Origin of the sequence: Dermacoccus sp. SAI-028 (genome assembly GCF_004346775.1) — a bacterium.
GTDB lineage: Bacteria > Actinomycetota > Actinomycetes > Actinomycetales > Dermatophilaceae > Dermacoccus > Dermacoccus nishinomiyaensis.
The window spans coordinates 1,261,487-1,284,039 of sequence record NZ_SMFS01000001.1 but is presented as its reverse complement, the minus strand read 5'-3'; the positions used below and the strand labels follow the sequence as shown (position 1 = coordinate 1,284,039).

At 67.7% G+C, this 22,553-nt stretch carries 20 protein-coding genes, 1 pseudogene and 1 other annotated feature; of the genes and pseudogenes, 7 read left to right on the top strand and 14 right to left on the bottom strand.

The features are described from left to right. Positions 1-31: 31 nt before the first annotated feature. From EDC82_RS05900 to EDC82_RS05885, 4 genes are all read right to left on the bottom strand, one after another. Complete coding sequence (locus tag EDC82_RS05900; RefSeq protein ID WP_074039157.1) at positions 32-712, bottom strand: endonuclease/exonuclease/phosphatase family protein; 681 nt, start codon at positions 710-712, stop codon at positions 32-34. Further along, positions 709-1,695: an ROK family glucokinase gene (locus EDC82_RS05895; protein WP_074039156.1), complete on the bottom strand. Its 987-nt coding sequence runs from the start codon at positions 1,693-1,695 to the stop codon at positions 709-711. Before EDC82_RS05895 ends, EDC82_RS05900 begins: the two co-directional genes overlap by 4 nt. Continuing rightward, entirely contained in the window at positions 1,692-2,657 is a 966-nt protein-coding gene (locus tag EDC82_RS05890; protein WP_074039155.1) for an ROK family glucokinase, read from the bottom strand. The genes EDC82_RS05895 and EDC82_RS05890 overlap by 4 nt, the downstream gene beginning before the upstream one ends. A 121-nt stretch (positions 2,658-2,778) precedes the next feature. Then, positions 2,779-3,267: an SRPBCC family protein gene (locus EDC82_RS05885; RefSeq protein WP_006946556.1), complete on the bottom strand. Its 489-nt coding sequence runs from the start codon at positions 3,265-3,267 to the stop codon at positions 2,779-2,781. A gap of 107 nt (positions 3,268-3,374) precedes the next feature. Between EDC82_RS05885 and EDC82_RS05880 the strand changes: the two genes are divergently transcribed. Continuing rightward, positions 3,375-5,180 (top strand): long-chain fatty acid--CoA ligase, encoded by a 1,806-nt coding sequence (locus EDC82_RS05880; protein WP_074039154.1) that lies wholly within the window; start codon positions 3,375-3,377, stop codon positions 5,178-5,180. A 35-nt stretch (positions 5,181-5,215) separates the two neighbouring features. On the opposite strand, the gene EDC82_RS05875 is transcribed toward EDC82_RS05880, so the two are convergent. Then, the gene (locus EDC82_RS05875; protein ID WP_006946609.1) at positions 5,216-6,070 is read right to left on the bottom strand and encodes a hypothetical protein; all 855 of its coding nucleotides are present in this window, start codon (positions 6,068-6,070) and stop codon (positions 5,216-5,218) included. 20 nt (positions 6,071-6,090) lie between these two features. Beyond that, complete coding sequence (locus tag EDC82_RS05870; RefSeq protein WP_006946593.1) at positions 6,091-6,258, bottom strand: hypothetical protein; 168 nt, start codon at positions 6,256-6,258, stop codon at positions 6,091-6,093. 332 nt (positions 6,259-6,590) lie between these two features. Between EDC82_RS05870 and EDC82_RS05865 the strand changes: the two genes are divergently transcribed. Beyond that, complete coding sequence (locus EDC82_RS05865) at positions 6,591-8,417, top strand: DEDD exonuclease domain-containing protein (RefSeq protein ID WP_062258765.1); 1,827 nt, start codon at positions 6,591-6,593, stop codon at positions 8,415-8,417. On the opposite strand, the gene EDC82_RS05860 is transcribed toward EDC82_RS05865, so the two are convergent. Both EDC82_RS05860 and trpD read right to left on the bottom strand, forming a co-directional pair. Next, positions 8,366-8,647 carry an Lrp/AsnC family transcriptional regulator gene (locus tag EDC82_RS05860; protein WP_074039153.1) on the bottom strand — a complete coding sequence of 94 codons (282 nt, stop codon included), beginning with the start codon at positions 8,645-8,647 and terminating at the stop codon, positions 8,366-8,368. The genes EDC82_RS05865 and EDC82_RS05860 overlap by 52 nt on opposite strands. Beyond that, positions 8,644-9,729 (bottom strand): anthranilate phosphoribosyltransferase, encoded by a 1,086-nt coding sequence (gene trpD / locus EDC82_RS05855; protein ID WP_006946543.1) that lies wholly within the window; start codon positions 9,727-9,729, stop codon positions 8,644-8,646. Before trpD ends, EDC82_RS05860 begins: the two co-directional genes overlap by 4 nt. Before the next feature lie 246 nt (positions 9,730-9,975). Between trpD and EDC82_RS05850 the strand changes: the two genes are divergently transcribed. From EDC82_RS05850 to EDC82_RS15120, 5 genes and pseudogenes are all read left to right on the top strand, one after another. Then, positions 9,976-10,629, top strand: a complete 654-nt coding sequence (locus EDC82_RS05850; RefSeq protein ID WP_006946553.1) for a heme-copper oxidase subunit III — start codon at positions 9,976-9,978, stop codon at positions 10,627-10,629. 61 nt (positions 10,630-10,690) lie between these two features. Continuing rightward, complete coding sequence (locus EDC82_RS05845) at positions 10,691-11,470, top strand: c-type cytochrome (protein WP_006946652.1); 780 nt, start codon at positions 10,691-10,693, stop codon at positions 11,468-11,470. Positions 11,471-11,520: 50 nt separating this feature from the next. Continuing rightward, on the top strand, positions 11,521-12,630 hold the full coding sequence (locus tag EDC82_RS05840) for a ubiquinol-cytochrome c reductase iron-sulfur subunit (RefSeq protein WP_006946571.1): 1,110 nt from the start codon (positions 11,521-11,523) through the stop codon (positions 12,628-12,630). Next, on the top strand, positions 12,627-14,288 hold the full coding sequence (locus EDC82_RS05835; RefSeq protein ID WP_006946606.1) for a ubiquinol-cytochrome c reductase cytochrome b subunit: 1,662 nt from the start codon (positions 12,627-12,629) through the stop codon (positions 14,286-14,288). The genes EDC82_RS05840 and EDC82_RS05835 overlap by 4 nt, the downstream gene beginning before the upstream one ends. Positions 14,289-15,228: 940 nt before the next feature. Continuing rightward, positions 15,229-16,248, top strand: a pseudogene (locus tag EDC82_RS15120) (transposase). 405 nt (positions 16,249-16,653) lie between these two features. Here the strand turns inward: EDC82_RS15120 and EDC82_RS05825 are convergent. The 6 genes from EDC82_RS05825 to coxB all read right to left on the bottom strand — a co-directional run bounded on the left by EDC82_RS05825 (position 16,654) and on the right by coxB (position 22,520). Continuing rightward, positions 16,654-17,852, bottom strand: a protein-coding gene (locus EDC82_RS05825; RefSeq protein ID WP_235006284.1) for an IS3 family transposase whose coding sequence is annotated in 2 segments (ribosomal slippage) — positions 16,654-17,624 and positions 17,624-17,852 — 1,200 coding nt in all. Because the reading frame shifts where the segments join, the coding sequence is not laid out codon by codon here. After that, positions 17,494-17,628: a sequence feature (AL1L pseudoknot), on the bottom strand. It overlaps the preceding gene by 135 nt. Next, positions 17,770-18,765: a DDE-type integrase/transposase/recombinase gene (locus tag EDC82_RS14890; RefSeq protein WP_160126194.1), complete on the bottom strand. Its 996-nt coding sequence runs from the start codon at positions 18,763-18,765 to the stop codon at positions 17,770-17,772. The genes EDC82_RS05825 and EDC82_RS14890 overlap by 83 nt, the downstream gene beginning before the upstream one ends. 95 nt (positions 18,766-18,860) lie before the next feature. Then, complete coding sequence (locus EDC82_RS05815; RefSeq protein WP_006947059.1) at positions 18,861-19,238, bottom strand: hypothetical protein; 378 nt, start codon at positions 19,236-19,238, stop codon at positions 18,861-18,863. A 230-nt stretch (positions 19,239-19,468) separates the two neighbouring features. After that, positions 19,469-19,870, bottom strand: coding sequence for a cytochrome c oxidase subunit 4 (locus EDC82_RS05810; protein ID WP_062258761.1), 402 nt, complete (start codon positions 19,868-19,870; stop codon positions 19,469-19,471). Beyond that, entirely contained in the window at positions 19,867-21,591 is a 1,725-nt protein-coding gene (ctaD, locus tag EDC82_RS05805) for a cytochrome c oxidase subunit I (RefSeq protein WP_062258759.1), read from the bottom strand. Before ctaD ends, EDC82_RS05810 begins: the two co-directional genes overlap by 4 nt. Continuing rightward, the gene (gene coxB / locus EDC82_RS05800; RefSeq protein ID WP_006946600.1) at positions 21,591-22,520 is read right to left on the bottom strand and encodes a cytochrome c oxidase subunit II; all 930 of its coding nucleotides are present in this window, start codon (positions 22,518-22,520) and stop codon (positions 21,591-21,593) included. The genes ctaD and coxB overlap by 1 nt, the downstream gene beginning before the upstream one ends. Between the last annotated feature and the right edge of the window lie 33 nt (positions 22,521-22,553).

The window sequence follows — 22,553 nt, the reverse complement described above, 5'->3', positions numbered from 1 at the left end:
CCGGGCCCTCCCAGCGGACGTCAGTCGGTCGTCAGTTCGACGTCACCGTGACGTCGACGACGAGCGGGCGGTGATCGGTCGCGACCGTCATGTCGTGTTCCACGGCGCTCATGTCGACCGTCTCCAGCGTCAGCGACGGCGAGGCGTAGACAAAGTCGATGCGCTTGTGCGGTTCGGCGGCGTTGAACGTGTTGATGCGCGGCCCCGCGTCGACGAGCCCGTGTGCCTTGAACTCCCGCCCCGCGGGCCCGTTCTCGAGCTCGTTGAAGTCGCCGGCGATCGCCCACGGCACGTCGCCCGGCAGGTTCGGGTCGGCGATGAGCTCACGCGCGTGCCCGGCGCGCATCGAGCTGTAGAGCGACAGATGCGTGCTGATCGCGAGCCACTTCGCCTCGCCGGGCAGGCACACCTCGGCCCATGCGTAACCGCGCGGCTCCTGCGGACGCGGCACGGTGTAGAGGCCGTGGCCGCTCGCGGCGACGTCGAGGCGCGGCGCCGTCACGATCGCGGTGCTCATGCGGTGACGGTTGCCGCCGCCCCACACGAGCCCGACGGATTCGGCGAACTCGGCGATGCGATGGTCGGAGAACGGATGGCGCGGCATCTCCTGCAGGCACAGCACGTCGGGCGCGGCGTGCCGGATGACGCGCAGCAGGGCCGCACGGTCGTCCTTGAGGCCGCGCACGTTGTACGACATGAGACGGGTGGTCATGCGATGTCCTCCTCGACGGCGCTGCGCGCCAGGTCGGCCGCGCCGATGAGCCCGGCCTCGTTGCCGAGCTGCGCCTGCACGATTCGTGCCTCCGGGCGGTACCCGCGCCCCGGCAGCTGCTTGCGGAAGGCCTCGCGCGCCGGCTTCAACAGCATCTCGCCGGCTGCCGACACGCCGCCGCCGATGACGAACGCGCCCGGGTCGAACGCACTCGCGAGGTTCGCGAGGCCGGTGCCGAGCCACGAACCGATCTCGGCGAGCAGTTCGGCCGCCGTCGCGTCCCCTGCAGCCGCGGCCTGGGTGATCATGGGCCCGGTCAGCTTCGTCAGGTCGCCGCCGATCTCGGCCTCGATGTCGTGCGCCATCGGCGACTGCGCCGCGAGCAGCGAGCGCGCCTCGCGCACGAGCGCGTTACCGCTGGCGTACTGCTCCCAGCAGCCGCGGTTGCCGCACTCACAACGGATGCCGCCGGGCACGACCTGCATGTGGCCGAACTCGCCCGCGATGCCGTACCGGCCGCGCTGCATCACCCCGTCGACGAGGATCGCGCCGCCGATGCCGGTGCCGAGGTTGACCATGATGACGTGGCTCTCCCCCGCCACCGCGCCGAAACGCCACTCCGCCCAGCACGCGGTGTTGGCGTCGTTGTCGACGAAGACGGGGAACGCGCAACGGGCGCGCAGGTTCTCGCGCAACGGCTCGTTGCGCCACGACAGATGCGGCGCGAAGACGACGGTCGAGCGGTCGGCGCCGACGAATCCCGCCGCGCCGATGCCGATGGCGCTGACCTCGCCGAGGTCGTCGCGTTCGGCGGCATCCTGCAGTTCATCGACGACGCTGACGAGTAGGTCCTCGACGACGGCGGCCTTCGTCGAGCGGTGCGGCGTGTCGCGGCGAGCGCGCGCGATGACGGTGCCGCGCTCGTCGACGAGGCCGCCCGCGACCTTCGTGCCGCCGATGTCGATTCCGATGGCGAGACTCATGCACGCCCCCTCTCTGCGAGCGCTGCGGCGCCGATGACGCCGGCGTCGTTGCCCAGTTGTGCGACGACGAAACGCGGCGACGGACGGTGCCCGCCGCCCGTCAGCTCGTCGGCGAAGTGGATGCGAGCCGATTCCAGGACGAGGTCGCCCGCCTCCGCGAGCCCCCCGCCGATGACGAAAACGGCCGGGTCGAGCACGGCCGCGAGTGACGCGCAGCCCTCGCCGACCCAACGGCCGATCTTGCTCAGCAGCGCCAGGGCTGCCGCGTCGCCCTCTTGTGCCGCTGCCGTGACGTGCGCGCCGCGCAACGCCTCCGGATCGCCCGCGCAGGCTTCGCGAAGCCGCGCGGCCTCGGTCGCGCCCGAAGCAACGAGATCGCGCGCCTCACGCACGAGCGCGGACCCGGAGGCGTACACCTCGAAACAACCGCGATTGCCGCAACCGCACAGGTGACCGCCCGGCACGACACGCATGTGCCCGATCTCGGCGGCGATGCCGTGGCTGCCGCGCATGAGTTCGCCGTCGAGGACGATGCCGCCGCCGACACCGGTGCCCAGCGTCACCATGACCATGTCGTCGACGTCCGCGCCGCCACCGTGGAGGAACTCGCCGTAGGCGGCCGCGTTCGCGTCGTTCTCGATGACGACGGCGTGCCCCGTCGCTTCTTCGAGGCGTGCGCGCAGCGGCTCGTGCCGCCAGGCGATGTTGGGGGCGAACAGGACGTTCGCGCCCTGCTTGTCGATGTATCCGGCGCACGCGACCCCCACCTTGGGCGCCTCGACGCCCTCGGCACGCGCCGCGGCGCCCAGCTCGTCGATGAGTTCGACGGTGGCGGCCACGATGGCGTCGGGCTCCTGCGCGGGCGTGTCGCGGCGCGCGCGGCGCACGATGGTGCCGCCGGAGTCGACGAGGCCCCCGGCGATCTTCGTTCCACCGATGTCGATGCCGATGCTGAGTGTCACGCTCGTTCCTCACTGCTCGCGGACGGCGACGGCGCATGGGCCGTCACGATCATCCTGACGGGGCGGGGCGCCGAGCCCAAATCGGGTGGCGCCCCGGTGGCGGGGCCGTACATGCGGCGCCTCAGGCGGTGGCGTTCGCCCCACCGTGATCGAGATCCGGCGCCTCGGCGTGCGCCTTCAACGCATCGAGGGCCGCGGTGATGATCTGCGTCTCGACCTTCCGGCGCAACGCCGTGTGCAGCGGAAAGCCGGGCCGTGCGTGCAGGGCATACGCGACGTCGGTGGCGTCGCCGTCAGCACGCAGGTCGTAGTGGCCTTGCATCGCCTCGATGTGCTGCGCCTCGACGAGTTGCCACGCCACCCGTGCGCGGTCGGCGCGACGAGCCACCGTGTACGCGAGCGTCACGACGTCCTTGAACGGGCCGGAGGCGAACGTCAGCTGTGCCTGGTCGACGTCGCCGGAGGGCGTTCGACTCAGCACGACGGCTCGCGCGACGTCCTTCGACCACTGCGGGTAGGCCGGCAGGTCGAGCACCACGTCGAGCACCCGAGCGCAGCTCGCCTCGATCCGGATGCGGCCCTCGCTGAGGGCGTCGCTGTTCGTCGTCATGACACCGAGGGTATGCGCCGAGCGGCGGCAGGGTCGTAAGGTACGCATGACGACGGGCCTCACCGACCGCCGCCACCGACCCAGTACCGACCCAGCGAGGATCCGCAATGCGTGAAGTGAGCACGAAGCTGCTCGTGCCGTTCGACGAGGAGCTCGCGCTTCCGCACATCGTGGTGCGCAACGCGTCCGAGGATCCGCGAGGCATCGGTTACGCCCGGCGTGAGGGCGCGACGTGGGCCGGGGTGACACACGAGGAATTCCTCGCGCAGGTCGAGACGCTCGCCAAGGGGTTCATGGCGGCGGGCGTCGAAGCGGGTGACCGCGTCGCGCTCATGAGCACGACCCGCTACGAGTGGACGCTCACCGACCTCGCGCTGCTGACGTGCGGCGCTGTCGTCGTGCCGATCTACGAGACGTCCTCGAGCGACCAGGTCGCCTGGATCCTCGCCGATTCCGAGGCCGTCGCCGTCGTCGTCGAGAACCAGGAGATGGCGCTCACCGTCTCGCAGGTACGCGAGCGCTGCCCCCATCTGCGCGACGTCTGGCAGATCGACGCCGGCCACCTCGACGAACTGCTCGAGGGTGCCCCGGAGGTCAGTGACGCGCAGATGCGTGCGCGCCGCGACGCCGTCGACGCCGACCACGTCGCAACGATCATCTACACCTCGGGCACGACCGGCCTGCCGAAGGGATGCGTGCTGACGCACGGCAACTTCGTGTCGTTGTCGCAGAACTGCCTCGCGCTGATGGACGACCTCGTCAACGGCGGTGAGGAGAACAACGGCACCCTGCTGTTCCTGCCGCTCGCCCACGTCTTCGCCCGCCTCATCCAGTTCGTCGCGATCGCCTCACGCACACGCCTCGCCCACACGACGATCGGGACGCTCGTCGACGACCTCGGCACGTACGCGCCGTCGTACCTGCTCGGCGTGCCGCGCGTGTTCGAGAAGGTCTACAACTCCGCCGAGCAGCGCGCGCAGGGCGACGGCCGCGGCAAGATCTTCGCCGCCGCCGCCGACACCGCGATCGCCTACAGCGAGGCGACGAACGCCGGACGCCGCGCGCCGCTCACCCTGCGCGTCAAGCACACCGTGTTCGATCGACTGGTCTACGCGAAGCTGCGCTCGGCGTTCGGCGGTCATCTGCGCTACTCCATCTCCGGGGGCGCTCCCCTGTCGGCCCGGTTGGCGCACTTCTACAACGGCATCGGCCTGCCCGTTCTCGAGGGATACGGACTCACCGAGACGACGGCTCCCGCCTGCGTCAACCCGCCGAAGGCGCTGCGCATCGGCACCGTCGGCCCCGCCTGCCCCGGCGTCGGCCTGCGGATCGACGACGACGGCGAGATCCTCGTCAAGGGCATCAACGTCTTCCGCGAGTACTTGCACAACCCCGAGGCCACCGACGAGGCGAAGATCGACGGCTGGTTCCGCACCGGCGACCTCGGTGAACTGGACGCCGACGGCTACCTGACGATCACGGGGCGCAAGAAGGACATCCTCGTGACGGCGGGCGGCAAGAACGTCAGCCCCGCCAAGCTGGAGGATTCCCTGCGCTCGCACCCCCTCATCGCAGAAGCCGTCGTCGTGGGCGACGCCAAACCGTTCATCGCGGCGCTGCTGTGCCTCGACGAGGAGATGCTGCCCGGCTGGGCGAGCGCGCACGGCATCACCGACCTGGACCCCGCAGACGCAGCACAGGATCAGCGGGTACTCGACGAACTGCAGAAGGCCGTCGACCAGGCCAACACCCTCGTCTCCCGCGCCGAGTCGATCCGCGCCTTCCGGGTGCTGACCACGCCTCTGACTCAGGAATCCGGGCACCTGACGCCGTCGCTCAAGGTCAAGCGCAACGTCGTGCTCGACGACTACGCCGACGTCATCGACTCGATCTACTCCTCTCCCCGCACCTGAGACAGCTCACGCCGCCTCGTCGCCGTCGTCACCCCTCACCGGAGCCGACCTGACAGCCAGGTGGTGAAGCTCTCTCGACCCGCGACGAGTGGCGCCGCGCCTGCGGTCGCGTCACGCGGTCGGGCGCGCACTAGGGCGACGACCCGTGCGGTGCCTGCACCATCGGCGAGATACGTGACGTAGGCGTGCGCCCATTCGTATCCGAGCTCGGTGCCCACCTGCTCCTGCGGGGGCGGTGAATCCCCGATCTTCTTCTGCGGCGCCGCTTGGGCGAGCGTCGGCCAGCGGCTGCGTTCAGGCACCGACACGAGAGGTGCGGCCGTCCACTCGGCGGCTCCCTCCTTCAGCCACCACTGCGTCGCGTCCGCGCCGAACTGCCCGAGCCACAGATGCGTCAGCTCGTGCGCGAGAACGACCCGGCGGCCGCCCTCCGTCAGCGACGAGGCGACAGAGGGCGCGAGGAACACACCCTGCCTCGTGGTGACGCCCGCGGTGTCGGCGTCCAACCCGTCGGCACTCGCCGCGAACTCCGCGTCGTCCCGGCAGAGCGTCACCCGCAGATCACCTTCGAGACCCGCCGGCCGCGTGGTGCCCCACACCTCAGCGATCCGGTGCGCGGCCGCCTCGACGCGCGCGCGCCACTGCGCCGAGGCATCGTCCCCGGCCCCTGATGGCGAGGACGCGCCTTCGTCGAGCGCGTTCGGCAACCGCAGCACCACGCGCCCGAGGACGGTGTCGATCGTGAGGCTGGAGACCCCGCCATCGGTTCCGCCACTTGCCTCGGCTGACGACGACGTGCCCCCGGGTCGGCGCTCGCACCCTGCGAGCCCCAGGATCGCCCCCGCGGGCGCGATGACGCCTCCCAGGACGAAGTGGCGTCTCGACAGCATGGCGCAAGCGTAGGAGGTTCTCACACGGCGGCGCGCAGACCGGCGAACGGAGCGCTCTCCAGCAGCGCTGACGCCGCGTCCTCATCACCGACGAGACCGGCGCTGCAGAGCATGTCGAGAACACGGTGGTCCTCCTCCTCCCAGACGGGGCCGCTGGTGACGGCGGGCATGTCCAGGAACGTCTTCATGACGCACGTGTCGCACGCACGACCTCGTGCCGGGCACGAATCACAGGTGATGAGCATGACGCCTCCTCGAAGCGCTGATCGGTCGATTCCCCAACGGGTCTCGATGTGTTTCGCACGCTAGGTTCGAGCACCGACAACCCCGCCGTCCCGGGCGATTCGGGGGTCATCGACACGTTCGTCGCGGTCGAAGATCGCCCGCGTCCGACCTCCGCGACCGCCCGTCGCGGCGCGCCTCGTCCCCGCCGCGCCGCCTGCCCGTCCCCACCCCCTTGAAAGGCACCGGCCACCGCCTCATCCGGGGGTTGTCACCACCGCCGTCTAGCGTTCGCGACATGGTGACGAACACGCAGACGAATCCGACCGCGGTGCAGGGCTGCCTCGACGATCTCGGCACCCCGTTGCACGACGTCACCTTCGTCATCGTCGACCTCGAGACCGCCGGGGGTCGCCCGGGCGCGCAGGGCATCACGGAGATCGGCGCCGTCAAGGTCCGTGGCGGCGAGGTGCTCGGCGAGTTCGCCACCCTCGTCGACCCCGGCTGCGCGATCCCACCGCAGATCCAGCGGCTCACCGGCATCACGACGGCGATGGTGCACGACGCGCCGAAGCTGGCATCGGTGCTGCCCGCATTCTTCGAGTTCCTCGGGCCCGACGCCGTCCTCGTCGCCCACAACGCACCCTTCGACGTCGGCTTCCTCACGGCGGCCGCACGGGATCTCGAGGTCCCGTGGCCCGCTCCTGCGGTCGTCGACACGGTCAAGCTCGCCCGCGCCCTCGTGCCGCGCGACGAGGTCCGCAATCACCGCCTCGGCACGCTCGCGGCCCACTTCGGCGCAAGTGTCAACCCGAATCACCGCGCCCTCGCTGACGCCCAGGCCACCGTCGACGTCCTGCACGCCCTGCTCTCGCGAGCCGGCAGTCTCGGCGTCACCTCGCGTGAGGAACTGCTCTCCTTCAGCGCGAAGGTGCCGGCGGCGCGGCGCCGCAAGGCCACCCTGGCCGACGGCCTGCCCGCCGAGCCCGGCGTCTACGTCTTCGAGAACGAGGACGGAAAGCCGCTGTACGTCGGCACGTCCGGCAACCTCCGCACCCGCGTGCGTTCGTACTTCACCGCGTCGGAGAAGCGTCGCGAGATGGGGCTCATGGTCGATCTCGCCGCCCGCGTGACGCCCATCCCCTGCGCGACGGCGCTCGAGGCACACGTGCGTGAGATCCGGCTCATCGCCGAGCATCGGCCACGGTTCAACCGACGCTCGAGCCGGCCGGAGAAGATCGCATGGCTCAAGATCACCGACGAGAAGTTCCCGCGCCTGTCCGTCGTGCGCGAGCAGCGAGCCGACGAGGCGACGTACCTCGGCCCGTTCCGCACGATGGTCGCCGCGCGGCTCGCCCGCGATGCGGTGCACGACGTCCGCCGCATTCGCCAGTGCACCACGCCCATCCGCGCCAAGGGCGGCACGGCGTGCGTCCTGGCGGAGATGGATCGGTGCGATGCGCCCTGTATCGGAGGCATCACCCAGCGCGATTACCTCGACCTCGTGTCGAGGTTGAGGCAGGAACTGCTCAACGAGCCCGGGTCCATCGTCAATGACGTCGAGGCGCGCCTGGCCCGCCTCGCGGGGCAGGAACGCTTCGAGGAGGCCCGCGCTGGGCGCGACGCCCTCATCGAGCTCCTGCGTGGGCTCGACCGTCACCAGCGCCGGGCACCCATCGTCAACAATCCGCATCTCATGGCGGCACGGCCACGTCGGGGCGGCGGCTGGGAGTTCGCCGTCATCCGACACGGTCGGCTCGCGGCGAGCGGTGCCTCACGACCCGGTCAGGATCCACGGCTGACGATCGAGGCCTTGCGGGCGACGGCCGAGGCCGTCGCGACCCCGCCTGCACACCGTTCCGCAGCGCTTGAGGAGGAGACGGAGGTGCTCCTGCGCTGGATCGCGCGCGCAGGCACCCGCATCGTCGAGACGGACGCGCCGTGGGTCAGCCCGCGGGATGCCGCGACACGCTACCTCGACGATCTCGATCCCGTCGTCCGCCGCGCGCACGAAGCGGCAGCCGTCGAATCCGGCGTGCTCGCGCATCCCGGACAGGGGCGGGCGACGACCCGTCAGTCGTCGAGCCCCAGATCGAACCCCGCGTCGAGATCGCGTTGGGAGTAGGTGCGAAAGGCCAGGTGCGTGTCGGTCTCGAGCACGCCGTCGACCTTGTTGATGCTTCCGGAGATCACCTCGGCGAGTTGCTCGTACGCCGTGACGCGCACCATCGCGATGAGGTCGACGCCTCCGGTCACCGAGTAGACCTCCATCACCCCGGGCACGTCGGCGACGTGCTGGGCCACCTCGGGGATGCGTGCGACGTCCGCCTTGATGAGGACGATGGCGGTGATCATCGGGTCTCCTTCATGAGGGGCTCGGAATCGGCGTCTACGGCACTCGAACCGTGGATCCAGACGTCGAGGGTGCGTTGCGCGGCGCTGGAATCGACGGCCTCGGCAGCGCGCGTCATGCCCGCACGGATGCCGGACGCGAGGTCGTCCGCGCCACCGAAGAGGCTGCCGCGCTCGTACTGGGCGACGAGTGCGAGAGCCGCGCCGGCGTTGAGCAGGACGGCGTCGCGCACGGGCCCGCGCTTCCCGGCGAGGACGTCACGGACGACCTGAGCGTTGAACGACGCGTCTCCGCCGCGCAGCGCCTCGATCGGGGCTGGCGACAGCCCGACCTGCTCGGGCGAGATGCTCTCTTCGATGACCTCGCCGTCGTGCACCCACCACAGGCTCGACGTCGTCGCCAGGGTGAGCTCGTCGAGGCCGTCGTCACCCCGGAAGACCGCCGCATCGGCGCCGCGTTGCGCGAAGACGCCAGCCATGACCGGTGCCATCCTACGGTTCGCGCAACCCACAGCAGCGATGGCTGGGCGCGCCGGATTGGTCAGGGGGCCGAGGAAGTTGAACGCGGTCGGGACGGCGAGCTCCCGCCGCGTCGCGGCGGCGTGCCGCATGGCGGGGTGGAAGCTCTGGGCGAACAGGAACGTCATCGGGGCATGCGTCACGTCTTGCTGCAGCTCGTCGACGTCCGCGCTCAGGTCGACCCCGAGCGCTTCGAGAACGTCAGCCGTCCCGGTCGAGCTCGAGCTGGCTCGGTTGCCGTGCTTGGCCACCTTGACCCCGGCACCGGCGCACACGAGCGCGGCCATCGTCGAGATGTTGACGGTGTGTGCCATGTCGCCGCCCGTGCCGACGATGTCGAGGGCCGGCACGTCGAGCCTGAACGGCCGGGCGTGCTCGACCATGACGTCGGCGAGCCCCCGCAGCTCCTCCACCGTCTCGCCCTTGCTGTGCAGTGCGACGAGGAACGCCGCGAGCGGAACGGGGGCGACCTCCCCGTTCATCACGGCCGTCATCGCGGCGTGGGTCTGCTCTGGCGTCAGGTCCTCCCCACGCATGAGCTGGGCCACGAGGCTCGGCCACTTCATGACGGATCTCCTTGCACGTCGTTCGTCGTACCACCACCCTAAGCGGCGCCGTGACCGTGCGACAGGCGCGTCCACCGACGTCCCGCGTCACCGTGCTAGGCGCTGACGTGCGGGGTTGCAACCGCGTCAACACACACAGGAAGAACACCCTTCAACACCCAGCGAGCACACAGAGCAGATAACGAATATGTGTCCAATTGGGGGGCCGCTGTCATGATCGCTGCCAGGGCAGGACATAATGTCCGGGTGGCGACCGCAACTACAGCTCAGACGAGCGAACACGGCATCCCCGCCGGGCACGCACCGGCGACCCGACCCAACCTGACTGCCGTAGGCACGATGGTGTGGCTCGGGAGCGAACTCATGTTCTTTGCCGGATTGTTCGCGATGTATTTCACGATCCGCTCCGTGGCAGGCGACCTGTGGCACGAACGCACGTCGCACCTGAACGTGACGCTGGCGGCCATCAACACGACGATCCTCGTGATCTCGTCCGTGTGGTGCCAGCTCGGCGTGTTCAAGGCGGAGCACGGCATCCCCCACCGCACGGGCAAGCTGCTCGAGGTCGGCAAGTGGGGAATGCGTGAGTGGTACTCCCTCACCTACCTGTTCGGCGCGATCTTCGTCTCCGGCCAGATCATGGAGTACGCCACGCTGCACGAGGAGGGCATCTCCCTCGACAGCGACGCCTACGGCTCGATGTTCTACATCACGACCGGCTTCCATGGCATCCACGTGACCTGTGGCCTTCTCGCGTTCCTGCTCATCATCGGACGCACGTTCACCTCGCGCACCTACAGCCACCACCAGGCCACGGGCGCGATCGTGACGTCCTACTACTGGCACTTCGTGGACGTCGTGTGGATCGCGTTGTTCGCTGCCATCTACCTCCTCAAGTGATGCGCGACACCACTAGCAGAACCCGAACCCTGACTCCCCCGACCGCCGACAGGATGTCCTTGTGAGCACTCTCGCCGCCCGCCGCCGACACCCGGCCTCCCTGTTCGTCGTCCTGCTGCTGGCCCTGGTCGTCACCGGTGGCCTGTACGCAGCCTTCGCGCCGAAGAGCGCCAAGGCCGAGACGACGTCCGCCAGTGACGTCAACGCTGGCAAGCAGCTGTTCCTCGCGAACTGCTCGACCTGCCACGGCACGAACGCCACCGGCACGTCCGCCGGCCCCTCCCTCGTGGGCGTCGGCGCTGCCGCCGTCGACTTCCAGGTGGGCACCGGCCGCATGCCGCTCGCCGCGCCAAACACGCAGGCGCAGCGCAACACGAAGCAGTTCAGCGACAAGGAGATCGCCCAGATGGCCGCCTACGTGGCCTCGCTCGGCACCGGTCCCAACGTCCCCGAGAAGCAGTACACGACCCCGGGTGGCAACTCGGCCAAGGGTGGCGAACTGTTCCGCGTCAACTGCGCCATGTGCCACAACTTCGCCGGCTCGGGTGGCGCGCTGACGCGAGGCAAGTACGCGCCGCCGCTGACGTCCGTCTCGGGCAAGCACATCTACGAGGCCATGCAGACGGGCCCGCAGTCCATGCCGGTGTTCAACGACACGAACCTGTCGCCGCAGGACAAGAAGGACATCATCACCTACCTCAAGGACATCGAGAAGCAGCCTGCGCAGGGTGGTCACACCCTGGGCAACCTCGGCCCGGTCTCCGAGGGTCTGTTCGTGTGGACGTTCGGCATCGGCCTGTGCATAGCGGTGGCTGTCTGGCTCGGACGTAAGGCAGCGTGATGAAATTCCCCCGCTTCGGCTCTGACTCGTCAGACAGGAAACGCAACGAAATGAATGAAACCGGCGCGCATGCGCTCCCCGGTGACGGCCACCCGGACAACGCTCCGGTGAGCCCGAACGACGGGCACGTCGAGCGTTCGGGCGCACTACCCGAGCACTTCTCCGACCCGGGCCTGCCCCCGCACGTCCACCGTCTCGGTGACGAGGATCCGGCTGCGGCCAAGCGCTCCGAGCGCCAGGTCGCCATGCTGTTCCTGCTCTCGATGATCGCGACGATCGCGTTCGTCGTCTGCTACTTCGCGGTCGGCCGCGAGTCGATCATCTCGGTTCCTTTCATCGGCCCGATGAAGGCGCTGCACTTCGCTCTCGGCCTCACGATGGCGATCTCCATGCTGGGCATCGGCCTGGGTGCCATCCACTGGGCTAAGACGATCATGCCCGACGAAGAGGTCGTCGAGGAGCGGCACGAGCTCAAGTCCGACGACGAGGCCTGGGAAGCCGCCGCCAAGATCATGACGGGTGGCGCGGAGGCCGCGCAGCTGAAGCGTCGCCCGCTGCTCAAGTGGACGCTCGGTGGCGCTCTCGGTCTGTTCGCCGTCCCGGTGGCTCTTCCGCTGCTCGGTGGTCTCGGCCCCATGCCGAAGAACGACCTCGCGACGACGCTCTGGGACGAGAAGATCAACGGCCGCGGCCGCCGCCTCATGCGCGACCCCGAGGGCACCGCGATCCGCGCCTCGGACGTCACGCTGGGTTCGGTCTTCCACGTCCTGCCGGAGGGCATCAACACGACGGAGCACCCCCTCAACGAGAAGGCGAAGGCCTCCGTGCTGCTCGTGCGGCTCGACGAGGAGAAGATCAAGTCGGAGCGTCAGCGCAAGTGGGGTGTTGACGGCATCGTCGCCTACTCCAAGATCTGCACACACGTCGGCTGCCCCGTCGGCCTGTACGAACAGCAGACGCACCACCTGCTGTGCCCGTGCCACCAGTCCACGTTCGACATGACGGATGACTGCAAGGTCATCTTCGGCCCCGCCAAGCGTCCGCTGCCGCAGCTGAAGATCTCGGTCGACGACGAGGGCTACCTCGTTGCTGACCAGGGCTTCAAGCGCCCGGTCGGCCCGAGCTTCTGGGAAGACAACGGGAAGGAACTCAAGTCATGAGCACCGCTGCCTCTTCCGCGAGCGCAACGCACCCCACAACACAGCGTCAGGACCCGCAGGGCGGCCTGGCTGGCATGTCCAACTGGTTGGACGAGCGCACGGGCGGCGCCAAGGGCGTTCGCTTCCTCATGAAGAAGGTGTTCCCCGACCACTGGAGCTTCATGCTCGGTGAGGTCGCGCTGTACTCCTTCGTCATCCTCATGATCACCGGTACGTTCCTCACGTTCTGGTTCGTGCCGTCGCAGGGCGAGACGATCTACAACGGTCAGTACGTCCCGATGCAGGGCATCCAGATGTCGGAGGCCTACGCCTCCGCGATCGACATCTCGTTCGACATCCGTGGTGGGTTGCTGATCCGTCAGCTCCACCACTGGGCGGCGCTGCTGTTCATCGTGTCGATCATGATGCACATGTTCCGCGTGTTCTTCACGGGCGCGTTCCGCAAGCCCCGCGAGATCAACTGGGTCATCGGCACCCTGCTGTTCATGCTCGCGATCATCGAGGGCTTCATGGGCTACTCGCTCCCGGACGATCTGCTCTCGGGTACGGGTATCCGCGCCATGGAGGGCTTCATCCTTTCGGTCCCGATCGTCGGCACGTACATCTCGTACGCGCTGTTCGGTGGCGGCTTCCCCGGCGAGATGATCATCCCCCGCTTCTTCACGCTCCACATCCTCATCATCCCGGCGATTCTCGTCGCGTTGCTCGCCGCACACCTCATCCTGCTCGTCGTGCACAAGCACACCCAGTACCCCGGCCCGGGCCGCTCCGACAAGAACGTGGTCGGCTTCCCCCTCATGCCGGTGTACATGGCGAAGGCCGGTGGCTTCTTCTTCGTCGTGTTCGGTATCACGGCGCTGATCTCGGGTCTCATCACGATCAACCCGATCTGGATGTACGGACCGTACGAGCCGACGCAGGTGACGGCCGGTTCGCAGCCTGACTGGTACATGGGCTTCGCCGACGGTGCTCTCCGTCTGCTGCCCGGCGTGTTCGAGTTCCAGCTGTTCGGCCACACGTGGAGCATGAACATCTTCCCGGGTTCGATCGCCTTGCTGCCGTTGTTCTTCGGCGCCATCGCGGTCTACCCCTTCATCGAGGCCTGGGTCACGGGCGACAAGCGTGAGCACCATGTGCTCGACCGTCCGCGCAACGCTCCGACGCGCACGGCGATCGGCGTGGCGTTCGCGACGTTCTATGCGGTCCTCATGTTCGCGGCCGGCAACGACCTGATGGCGATCAAGCTGCACATGTCGATCAACGACATCACGTACTTCTTCCGCGTCATGGTCTTCCTCGGCCCGATCCTCGCCTACCTCGTGACGAAGCGCATCTGCCTCAGCCTGCAGCGTCGCGACCGCGACCTGGTGCTGCACGGGCGCGAGTCCGGACGCGTCATCCGCACGCCGGAGGGTCGATTCTTCGAGGCGCACGAGCCGCTCGACGAGTACACGCGTTGGCAGCTCGTGAGCTACGAGGCCGGTACTCCGAGCCAGATCGAGCTCGATGGTCTTTCGGGCAAGGAGCGGAGGAAGGCGAAGCGTCGCAACCGCTGGACCAACTTCTACTACAAGGACAGCATCGCCCCCGTCACTCCGGCCGAGCTCGAGGCAGCTCACCACCACGGTGACGACCACGCTCTCGAGGGCGCTCACTGAGTCGCCCGCGAGGATAACGCCGAAGGCCCCCGACATCACTGATGTCGGGGGCCTTCGGCGTATCTCGGCCGGGAGGCGTCAGGACGACGCTCCATGGCCACCTCAGGTGGGCCGGCCAGGGAGGAAGGGCAGCTTCCCGGGTGCAGGCGTCTGCGGGTGCCAGGTCGCCACGCGCTTCGGGTGACGGCGCTCCGCGATGCTCCCGGCCTCGCCCGGGGATGGTGCGCTGGACGCACCGCATCGCCTCGATCCCCCTCGCCCGCGTTTGTCTCGCATTCGTCACCGGTCGTGAGGGTGTCGCCCACGCATCAGCTCATGCGTCCACGTGGTCCGGAGGGATTCTCCCCCGTCTCATCGTGCCGTACAGCGGTGCCTCGCTCGGCGGCCGGAGCCGTTCGCTCATCGTGCCCGGAGCCGCCTCGTGCTCACGTCAGGGCAATGTCGCCATCGTGCCCGGAGCCGCCTCATACTCACGTCAGAACAATGTCGCCATCGTGCCCGGGGCCGTTTCGTCCTCTCATCCCGGCCCCGGTCGTCGCTCAACGGCTGGAGGCCGTGGGGAGGCGGCCGACGCCCTACCAGCCTTCCCTGCCCCCCCGCCTGCGACCGGGCACCCCTGCAAGCGGGCATGAGGGCGCCGCCTCGGGAAGCAAGGAGCGCGCACCACGCTGTGAGAGGCGGCGGGCGCCCAGCAGCGTCTCTGCATGGTCCTGCGCCTGAGCTGACGGCGGCGCGCCCAGCAAGTCGCCCGTCGGTGCCCTGCGATGACGGCGGCGATTGGCCCTGGCCTGCTGTGCCGGCAGCGTAGCCGCGGCGCAGATGAGTCCCTGATTGTGGTGAAACACCGGTCGTCGCGCCCCCGGCCTCTTGGACGTGGGCGCAGCCACCGCGTGATCATTCGAGTCAACCTCCTACAGAATCCTCGAACAAAGTCATCCCGATATCCGCACCTCACATTGTCGACCTGCCAGCGTTCTGGGCGAAGCCCTGGACGAAGCCAGCCGGACATGATGCGCGCCACTTGCCGCAAACCATTGCTCAACGCTCTGCCGTCCGCCGACGCTGACGCCGTGATCGGCGCCGAGTGGGGCCTACCCAGCCCGACACGCACGACCCACCGCAATGGCTACCGCCACCGCGACCTCGACACCCGCCTCGGCACCCTCGACATGGCTGTGCCGAAGCTGCGCTCAGGCGCCTACTTGCCGGACTGGCTCATGGAACGACGCAAACGAGCCGAGTCCGCACTCATCACGGTCGCCGCTGACTGCTACCTCGCCGGCGTGTCCACGCACCGCAGGGCTCCCCCGCTGCGCGCGACGCGGGGTTCGTAGCGGGTGATACCCCCAAGCTGGCGAAAAACCCTCGGCACCAACGCGCCGTCGAGTCCCAGGTCAGCCGTATGGGCGCCGACCTCGACCCGCTCCACGACGACTTCCGCCACCGCCCCCTCGACGATGCAGGCCCGTTCACGTTCGTCACCGCCGACGCCCTCACGATGAACGCGCGTGAAGGACGCCGCGTGATCAACACCGTCGTCTCGCTCGCCACCGGCGTCAACAATGACGGCCACCGTGAAGTGCTCGGCCTGCGCGTGGCCACGAGCGAAACCGGGTCAGCGAGGAACGAGTTCTTCGCCGACCTCGTCGCCCGCGGCCCGAGCAGTGTCCTGCTCATCACCAGCGAGGCCCACCGGTCTGTGCGAAGCGATCAGCGCGAACCTGCCCGCCGCGAGCTGGCAACGATGCCGCACTCACGACGCCGCGAACTCGTCGGAATCTTCCCCAACCGCGACGCGATCGTGCATCTCGTCGGCGCCATCCTGGCCGAACAAACCGATGAACGGGCCGAAGGACGACGCTACCTCGGCCTCGACGTCCTCGCCCGCTCACACGCGGCCATCCTCACCGACCCGCCCACCGAGCCAGGACACGAACCCATGCCCGCACTCACCGCCTGAACCCACCCCGCGAAGGAACACACCGTTACACCACCGCCAGAGACTTGACCGCCGGCGCGCCCAGGAGCGACGCGCGCGAGCGCGAGCGAGCCGCCGCGATCCCCGCACTCTCGCAAGATCCGCTGCGTGAGTTGATCGTGCTTCGCAGTAGTTTGATCGTGCTTCGCAGTTGCCGACGCGATTCGCAGATGGGCACGTCATTGGCGAAAGGGGGACGGAAATCGCAAACGTGCGGAAGCTGTCAACCTGATTGGAGTCACGTGGGGTTGAGTTGGGTGATTTCGGGTGTTGTGGCGGCGATGGGGCGCCGGCCTCGGTAGCGTTCGGGGTTCGCGGCGTACTGCGCATCCAGGACGGCTTGGCGTTCGGTGTGGACATTGAAGCGTCCCGGGTTTCGTGCCGCTCCTATGCGGGTGCCAACTCTCGGTTGAGGTTGGCGTAGTAGGCGGTCTCGTACTCGGCCGGGGTGGTCATGGCCAGAGACGAGTGGAGCCTTCGGTTGTTGTACCACTCGACCCATCCGGCGGTGGCGTACTCGACGTCGGCGATGGTCTTGTACGGGCTGTCGTGGAAGATCGTGGTGGTGATGCACTCGGTCTTGTACAGGCCGATGACGCACTCCATGAGTGCGTTGTCGTACGCGTCCGCGACGGTGCCGATCGATGCGGCGATGCCCTCGGCGGCCAGGTGCTCGGCGAAGCGCAGGCTGGTGTACTGCGACCCGGCATCGCTATGTGCGATCAGCTCGCCGGGTTGGACGGGGTGCCCGGCTCGGTCGCGTTCCCACAGCGCGATCCGCAGCGGTGTCAGGACCAGCGGTGTCGTCTTGCTCGTCGCGGCGTGCCAGGCCACGACCTTCTGGGAGTAGCAGTCCAGGACGAACGCGACGTACACGAAACCCGCCCACGTGCGTACGTAGGTGAAGTCCGCGACCCACTTCGTGTTCGGCGCTGCCGCGGTGAAGTCCCGGTTGAGCAGGTCACCAGCCCGATGCCCGTCCTTGGCCGGGATCGTGGTGCGTACCGGACGGCCGCGGCGTACCCCGTTCATCCCCGCGACGCGCATGAGCCGATCCACGCGACCGGCGCCGACCTGGTGACCTTGCCTACGTAGCCAGGCGGTCATCTTGCGACGCCCGTACAGCCCTTCCGGGGTACCGACGAGGTCGTGCAGGACGTTGAGCAGGACCGCGTCGGACGTGTCACGGGCCGATGCGCTGCGGTGGCGCCAGGCCCGGTAGGTGCGTGCGGCGATCTGGCAGCCCTCCTGGCGGAGCACCCTGCAGACCGACTCGACCGCGTGCCCCTCGGCGCGCATCTGATCGATGAAACCCATGATCATCGGTTGCGGGGGTCGAGCTCCCCCGCGAAGAAAATCGAGGCCTTGCGTAGGAGCTCGTTGTCCTCGCGCAACCGCTTGACCTCGCTGCGCAGACGACGCAGCTCGGCCAGGTCGTCGCTGGTCGGCCCGTCCTTCAGGCCGGCGTCGACGCGGTGTTGCGAGACCCAGCGGCGCAAGGTTTCACGGCCCACGTCGACCTTCGGTGACACCAACGCGACGGCCTTGGTGACGGACCCGGCTTCCTCGACGCGGTCCAGGACCATCCGCACCGCGCGGTCCTTCACCTCGGGATCGAACTTCTTCGGCATGAACAACATCCTCTCGAACTCGAAAGGAAGCGGCATCACACCCGGGACGCTTCACATCGACCCAGGTGCCGGTGTGGACCTGTTCGGGCGTGAACCCGGCCAGTGAGCTGTGGTGATGACGCGTGTTGTAATCGTGCACGACGTGCTCGGCCCACTCGCGCGCGTGTTCAACACTGGTGAACTGGCTCGGGTAGTCGGGACGGTACTTCTCGGTCTTGAAGTAGGACTCGATGTGCGGGTTGTCGTTCGACACGCGCGGACGATTCCGGCTCGCGCTGATCCCAGCATGACGGTAGAAGTCGGCCAGCAGTACCGACTTCATCGCCGGCCCACCATCGGAATGCACGATCCGCGGGTGAACACCCTCACGTTCTGTCGCGGCCTGGAACAACGCGACCGCGAGTTCGTCGGACTCATCTGTCTCGACGCTGCTGGCGATGATCGTGCGGCTGAACGCGTCGATGATCGTGTACTGCTGATACCAGACCCCCGTGTATGGCCCGGGAAGTTTCGTGATGTCCCAGCACCACACCTCGTTCGGTGCGGACGCCTCCCACTGCGGCATCGCGACCGTGCGCCGCGTACGGCGTCGACGCACCGGCCGTGGCCCGTGCAAGCCACGCGCGCACCGCATCCACGTCGACAAAGACGCCACCGGCCGCCCCGCATCGAACGCGTCGTAGAACGACTGCTCCACGCTGCGCTGCTCGTGCCAACCGTCACGGATCGCGGACACGATCTGGGCGCGCTCCTCAGAGCTGAGCGCGCACGGCTGATACCGCTCGGTGTGCGCGATCGGGTCCGCGACGCGAGCGCGTGGATGGTGACGGTAGTGCCACGTCGAGGTCGCCACACCGATGATCTTCAACGCTTCACGCTGGGAATAGCCGGCCGCGACATGCTCGGCGACCAGGGTGTTCTCCGCTTCGAGGAACGCCGCATGGCGGGCGGCATCGGCCTCGTTCAGGACTCGGGCGTGGGCTCCTGCGGCGCGTTCAACTCGTGCAAGAGCCCGATAGCTTTTCCCAGCGCCTCGTTCGATGCCTCCAGCCGCGCAACCTGCTCAGCATGCGTCTGCGCCTCCCGCGCGCGGGCTGCGCGTTCGGCGGCGAGTTCTTGTTCCACGCGCGCCAAACGCGCGCCGTCAGCAACTGTCATGTGTGAAGTATCGCGGGGCACGAGGTCTCGTTCGAGGTCTCCGAAGTAGAACGCTTTGCGCCACGTCATGATCTGATGACGCGACACACCCTGCTCGAGCAACCACGCCGCTTTCGTGCCATGCGGCAACGCCACATACTGCTGCACCAACGCGGTCTTCTCTTCCGCAGTCCATCTGCGCATACCCACCTCCTGAGTGACTCACACCCAGGCTGACAGTCAGGGGTGGACGAAAATCGCAGGTACGCACGGGCCGCTGTGGGGCGCCCGGGCGGCTTTGCCGGCCCCGCCACCGTCATCACCGCATGCTCGCGTGACGTCGCACAGCCGAACTAGCGAGTCCGCTTCATCCCAGACATGCAGATCGCCCCGCCCTTCCAGAGGAAGGGCGGGGCGATCTTTGGTGCGAGTGATCAGATGGCGTGCTCGCCACTGAAGTATTCGAACGTCCACAGCACGACTGCAACGCAGACAAGCGGAGCGGCGATGAACACGATCCACCAGCCGACAGCCATCCCGAACGCGAGCAGCGCAATCGCAGCGGCGAGCCACAGCGGCGTCCACGAGTAGGGCGAGAAGAAGCCCTGCTCGCCGGACACTTCGCTGATCTCGCCCTCGGGGCGGTCGCTCGGGCCCGCACCCAGCTTGCGGTCGGTGACCGCGAAGTAACCGGCGATCATGAGGCCGAAGCCGGTGCTGAGCGCGAGGCCGACGACACCCACTGGCTCGTCCCAGTGGCTGAAGTGACCGTAGATGAAGATCAGCGGCAAGTAGAAGAGGCCGAGCACGAGGAAGAGCTTGTATGACGTCTTCATGCGGTGTGAGCCTTTCCACCCAGCTGGTCAACCGTGTCCTGCGCCGGCAGGACGGAGAAGACCCCGACCTCCGGGTGGTGCAGGTCGAACGCGGGGCGCTCGGAACGGATGCGCGGGATGCTGTTGAAGTTGTGACGCGGCGGCGGGCAGGACGTCGCCCACTCGAGCGAGGCCCCGAAGCCCCACGGGTCGTCCTCCGTGACGAGCGGCGCCTTCTTCCACGTGATGTACACGTTGTAGAGGAACGGCAGCATCGAGGCACCCAGCAGGAACGAGCCAACGGTCGAGACCTGGTTCAAGGACTGGAACCCGTCCTCCGGGAGGTAGTCGGCGTAACGACGGGGCATGCCCTCGACACCCAGCACGTGCTGAACGAGGAACGTCAGGTGGAAGCCGACGAACAGCAGCCAGAAATGGATCTTGCCGATCGTCTCGTTCAGCATGCGGCCGGTGAACTTCGGCCACCAGAAGTAATACCCCGCGAACATCGCGAACACGACGGTGCCGAAGACGACGTAGTGGAAGTGCGCCACGACGAAGTAAGAGTCGGACAGGTGCAGGTCGAGCGCCGGGCTGGCGAGGATGACACCCGTCAGACCACCGAAGAGGAAGGTCGCGAGGAAGCCGAGCGCCCACAGCATCGGAGTCTCGAAGGTGAGCGAGCCACCCCACATGGTGCCGATCCAGTTGAAGAACTTCACGCCGGTCGGGACGGCGATGAGCATCGTCATGACGGCGAAGAAGGGCAGGAGCACCTGGCCGGTCGCGTACATGTGGTGAGCCCACACCGAGACCGACAGCGCGCCGATGGCGATCGTCGCGAAGACCAGTGTCTTGTAACCGAAGATCGGCTTGCGCGAGAAGACCGGCAGGACCTCGGAGATGATGCCGAAGAACGGCAGCGCGATGATGTACACCTCGGGGTGCCCGAAGAACCAGAACATGTGCTGCCAGAGCATGGCTCCGGCCGTTTCCGAGTCGAACACGTGCGCATTCATCGTGCGGTCGAGGCCGAGGCCGAACAGCGCAGCGGCGAGGACCGGGAAGACGAGCAGCACGAGGATCGAGGTGATGAGCACTGTCCACGTGAAGATCGACGTGCGGAACATTGTCATGCCGGGAGCGCGCATGCAGACGATCGTCGTGACGAAGTTGACCGCACCCATGATCGAGGCGAAACCGGTCAGCGCGAGGCCGTAGACCCACAGGTTGCCGCCGAGACCGGGGCTGTAGGTGGTGCTCGACAGCGGCGCGTACGCGAACCAACCGAACGAGGCCGCACCCTGCGGCGTCAGGAAGCCGGCCACTGCGATGAGGCTGCCGAAGAGGTAGAGCCAGTAGGCGAACATGTTGAGTCGCGGGAAGGCGACGTCGGGCGCGCCGATCTGCAGCGGCATGAGCGCGTTCGCGAAGCCCGAGAACAGCGGCGTCGCGAACATCAGGAGCATCACCGTGCCGTGCATGGTGAACAGCTGGTTGAACTGCTCCGGGTTGTCGACGATTTGCAGGCCGGGCGACCACAGCTCGGCACGGATGACCAGAGCCATCGCACCACCGAGCAGGAAGAAGATGAACGACGTGATGAAGTACAGGTTGCCGATGACCTTGTGGTCGGTCGTCGTCAACCACTTGACGATGGTTCGGCCCGCGTTGAAGTCCTCAGGACGCCGTGCCTCGGGGCGCTGCTGAAGGCCTGCGGCGGGAGTCGTAGCCGTAGCCATTACTTACCCTCCTTGACGATGTCCGGCGCGCCGACACCCTCGGGCAGGTACTGCTGGTCCTGCGGGGCGACGCTGGAACGGTTGAGGGAGTTCGACAGGAAGCCGGACTTGCCCTGCTTGCGCAGGTCGTCCATGTGCTTGTCGTACTCCGCCTGCGAGACGACCTTCACGTTGAAGAGCATCTGAGAGTGGTACGCACCGCACAGCTCGGCGCACTTGCCCTTGAAGGTGCCCTCTTGCGTCGTGTCGACGGCGAACTTGTTCACCTTGCTCGGGATCATGTCGAGCTTCTGCAGGAACTGCGGCACCCAGAACGTGTGGATGACGTCGCGCGTCGTCAGCACGAACTCGACGCGCTTGTTCACGGGCAGGTACAGCGTCGGCAGTCCGGCCTCGGCGCCCGGCTTGCCGGCCTTCATGTCACCCATGACGCCGGTGTCGTAGGTCTTGGCGTCGACGTAGTTGAAGTCCCAACTCCACTGCTTGCCGACGACGTTGATCGTCACGTCGGGCTTCGGCTTGGTGTCGAGCAGCTTGTTCTCCAGCCCGACCGTCTTGCCGAACAGCACGGCGACCATGAAGATCGGCACGACCGTGTAGAGGATCTCCATCGGCACGTTGTACTGCATCTGCGCCGGGAAGCCCGTGTCGCTCTTGCGACGGCGGTAGCGCAGGATGCACCAGAGCATGAGGCCCCAGACGAGCACGCCGACGGCGAGCGCCCAGTACCAGGTGTCCACCCAGAAATCGATCACATGGTGGGAGTTCTCGGTGACGCCCTCGGGCAGCCAGCCGCGGCTGACCTCTCCGGAGCACGCGGTCAGCGGCAGTACCGCTCCACCGACACCGACAGCAGCAATTCGACGACGCCACGAGGGGCTCGTCTTCCGTAAGGGCCGACGCACAGCGTCCACCTTCCTCAGATCCATACCAGGCACATTCAAACCTTATCCCAGGCTCAG

Bases quoted from the DNA above. Each gene is read 5' to 3' on its own strand.
- EDC82_RS05860 (WP_074039153.1), bottom strand. From the start codon at position 8,647: ATGATCACCGCCATCGTCCTCATCAAGGCGGACGTCGCACGCATCCCC.
- EDC82_RS05900 (WP_074039157.1), bottom strand. From the start codon at position 712: ATGACCACCCGTCTCATGTCGTACAACGTGCGCGGCCTCAAGGACGAC.
- EDC82_RS05880 (WP_074039154.1), top strand. From the start codon at position 3,375: ATGCGTGAAGTGAGCACGAAGCTGCTCGTGCCGTTCGACGAGGAGCTC.
- EDC82_RS05865 (WP_062258765.1), top strand. From the start codon at position 6,591: ATGGTGACGAACACGCAGACGAATCCGACCGCGGTGCAGGGCTGCCTC.
- EDC82_RS05815 (WP_006947059.1), bottom strand. From the start codon at position 19,238: ATGCGCAGATGGACTGCGGAAGAGAAGACCGCGTTGGTGCAGCAGTAT.
- EDC82_RS05810 (WP_062258761.1), bottom strand. From the start codon at position 19,870: ATGAAGACGTCATACAAGCTCTTCCTCGTGCTCGGCCTCTTCTACTTG.
- EDC82_RS05885 (WP_006946556.1), bottom strand. From the start codon at position 3,267: ATGACGACGAACAGCGACGCCCTCAGCGAGGGCCGCATCCGGATCGAG.
- ctaD (WP_062258759.1), bottom strand. From the start codon at position 21,591: ATGGCTACGGCTACGACTCCCGCCGCAGGCCTTCAGCAGCGCCCCGAG.
- coxB (WP_006946600.1), bottom strand. From the start codon at position 22,520: ATGGATCTGAGGAAGGTGGACGCTGTGCGTCGGCCCTTACGGAAGACG.
- EDC82_RS05875 (WP_006946609.1), bottom strand. From the start codon at position 6,070: ATGCTGTCGAGACGCCACTTCGTCCTGGGAGGCGTCATCGCGCCCGCG.
- EDC82_RS05835 (WP_006946606.1), top strand. From the start codon at position 12,627: ATGAGCACCGCTGCCTCTTCCGCGAGCGCAACGCACCCCACAACACAG.
- EDC82_RS05895 (WP_074039156.1), bottom strand. From the start codon at position 1,695: ATGAGTCTCGCCATCGGAATCGACATCGGCGGCACGAAGGTCGCGGGC.
- trpD (WP_006946543.1), bottom strand. From the start codon at position 9,729: ATGAAGTGGCCGAGCCTCGTGGCCCAGCTCATGCGTGGGGAGGACCTG.
- EDC82_RS05840 (WP_006946571.1), top strand. From the start codon at position 11,521: ATGAATGAAACCGGCGCGCATGCGCTCCCCGGTGACGGCCACCCGGAC.
- EDC82_RS05870 (WP_006946593.1), bottom strand. From the start codon at position 6,258: ATGAAGACGTTCCTGGACATGCCCGCCGTCACCAGCGGCCCCGTCTGG.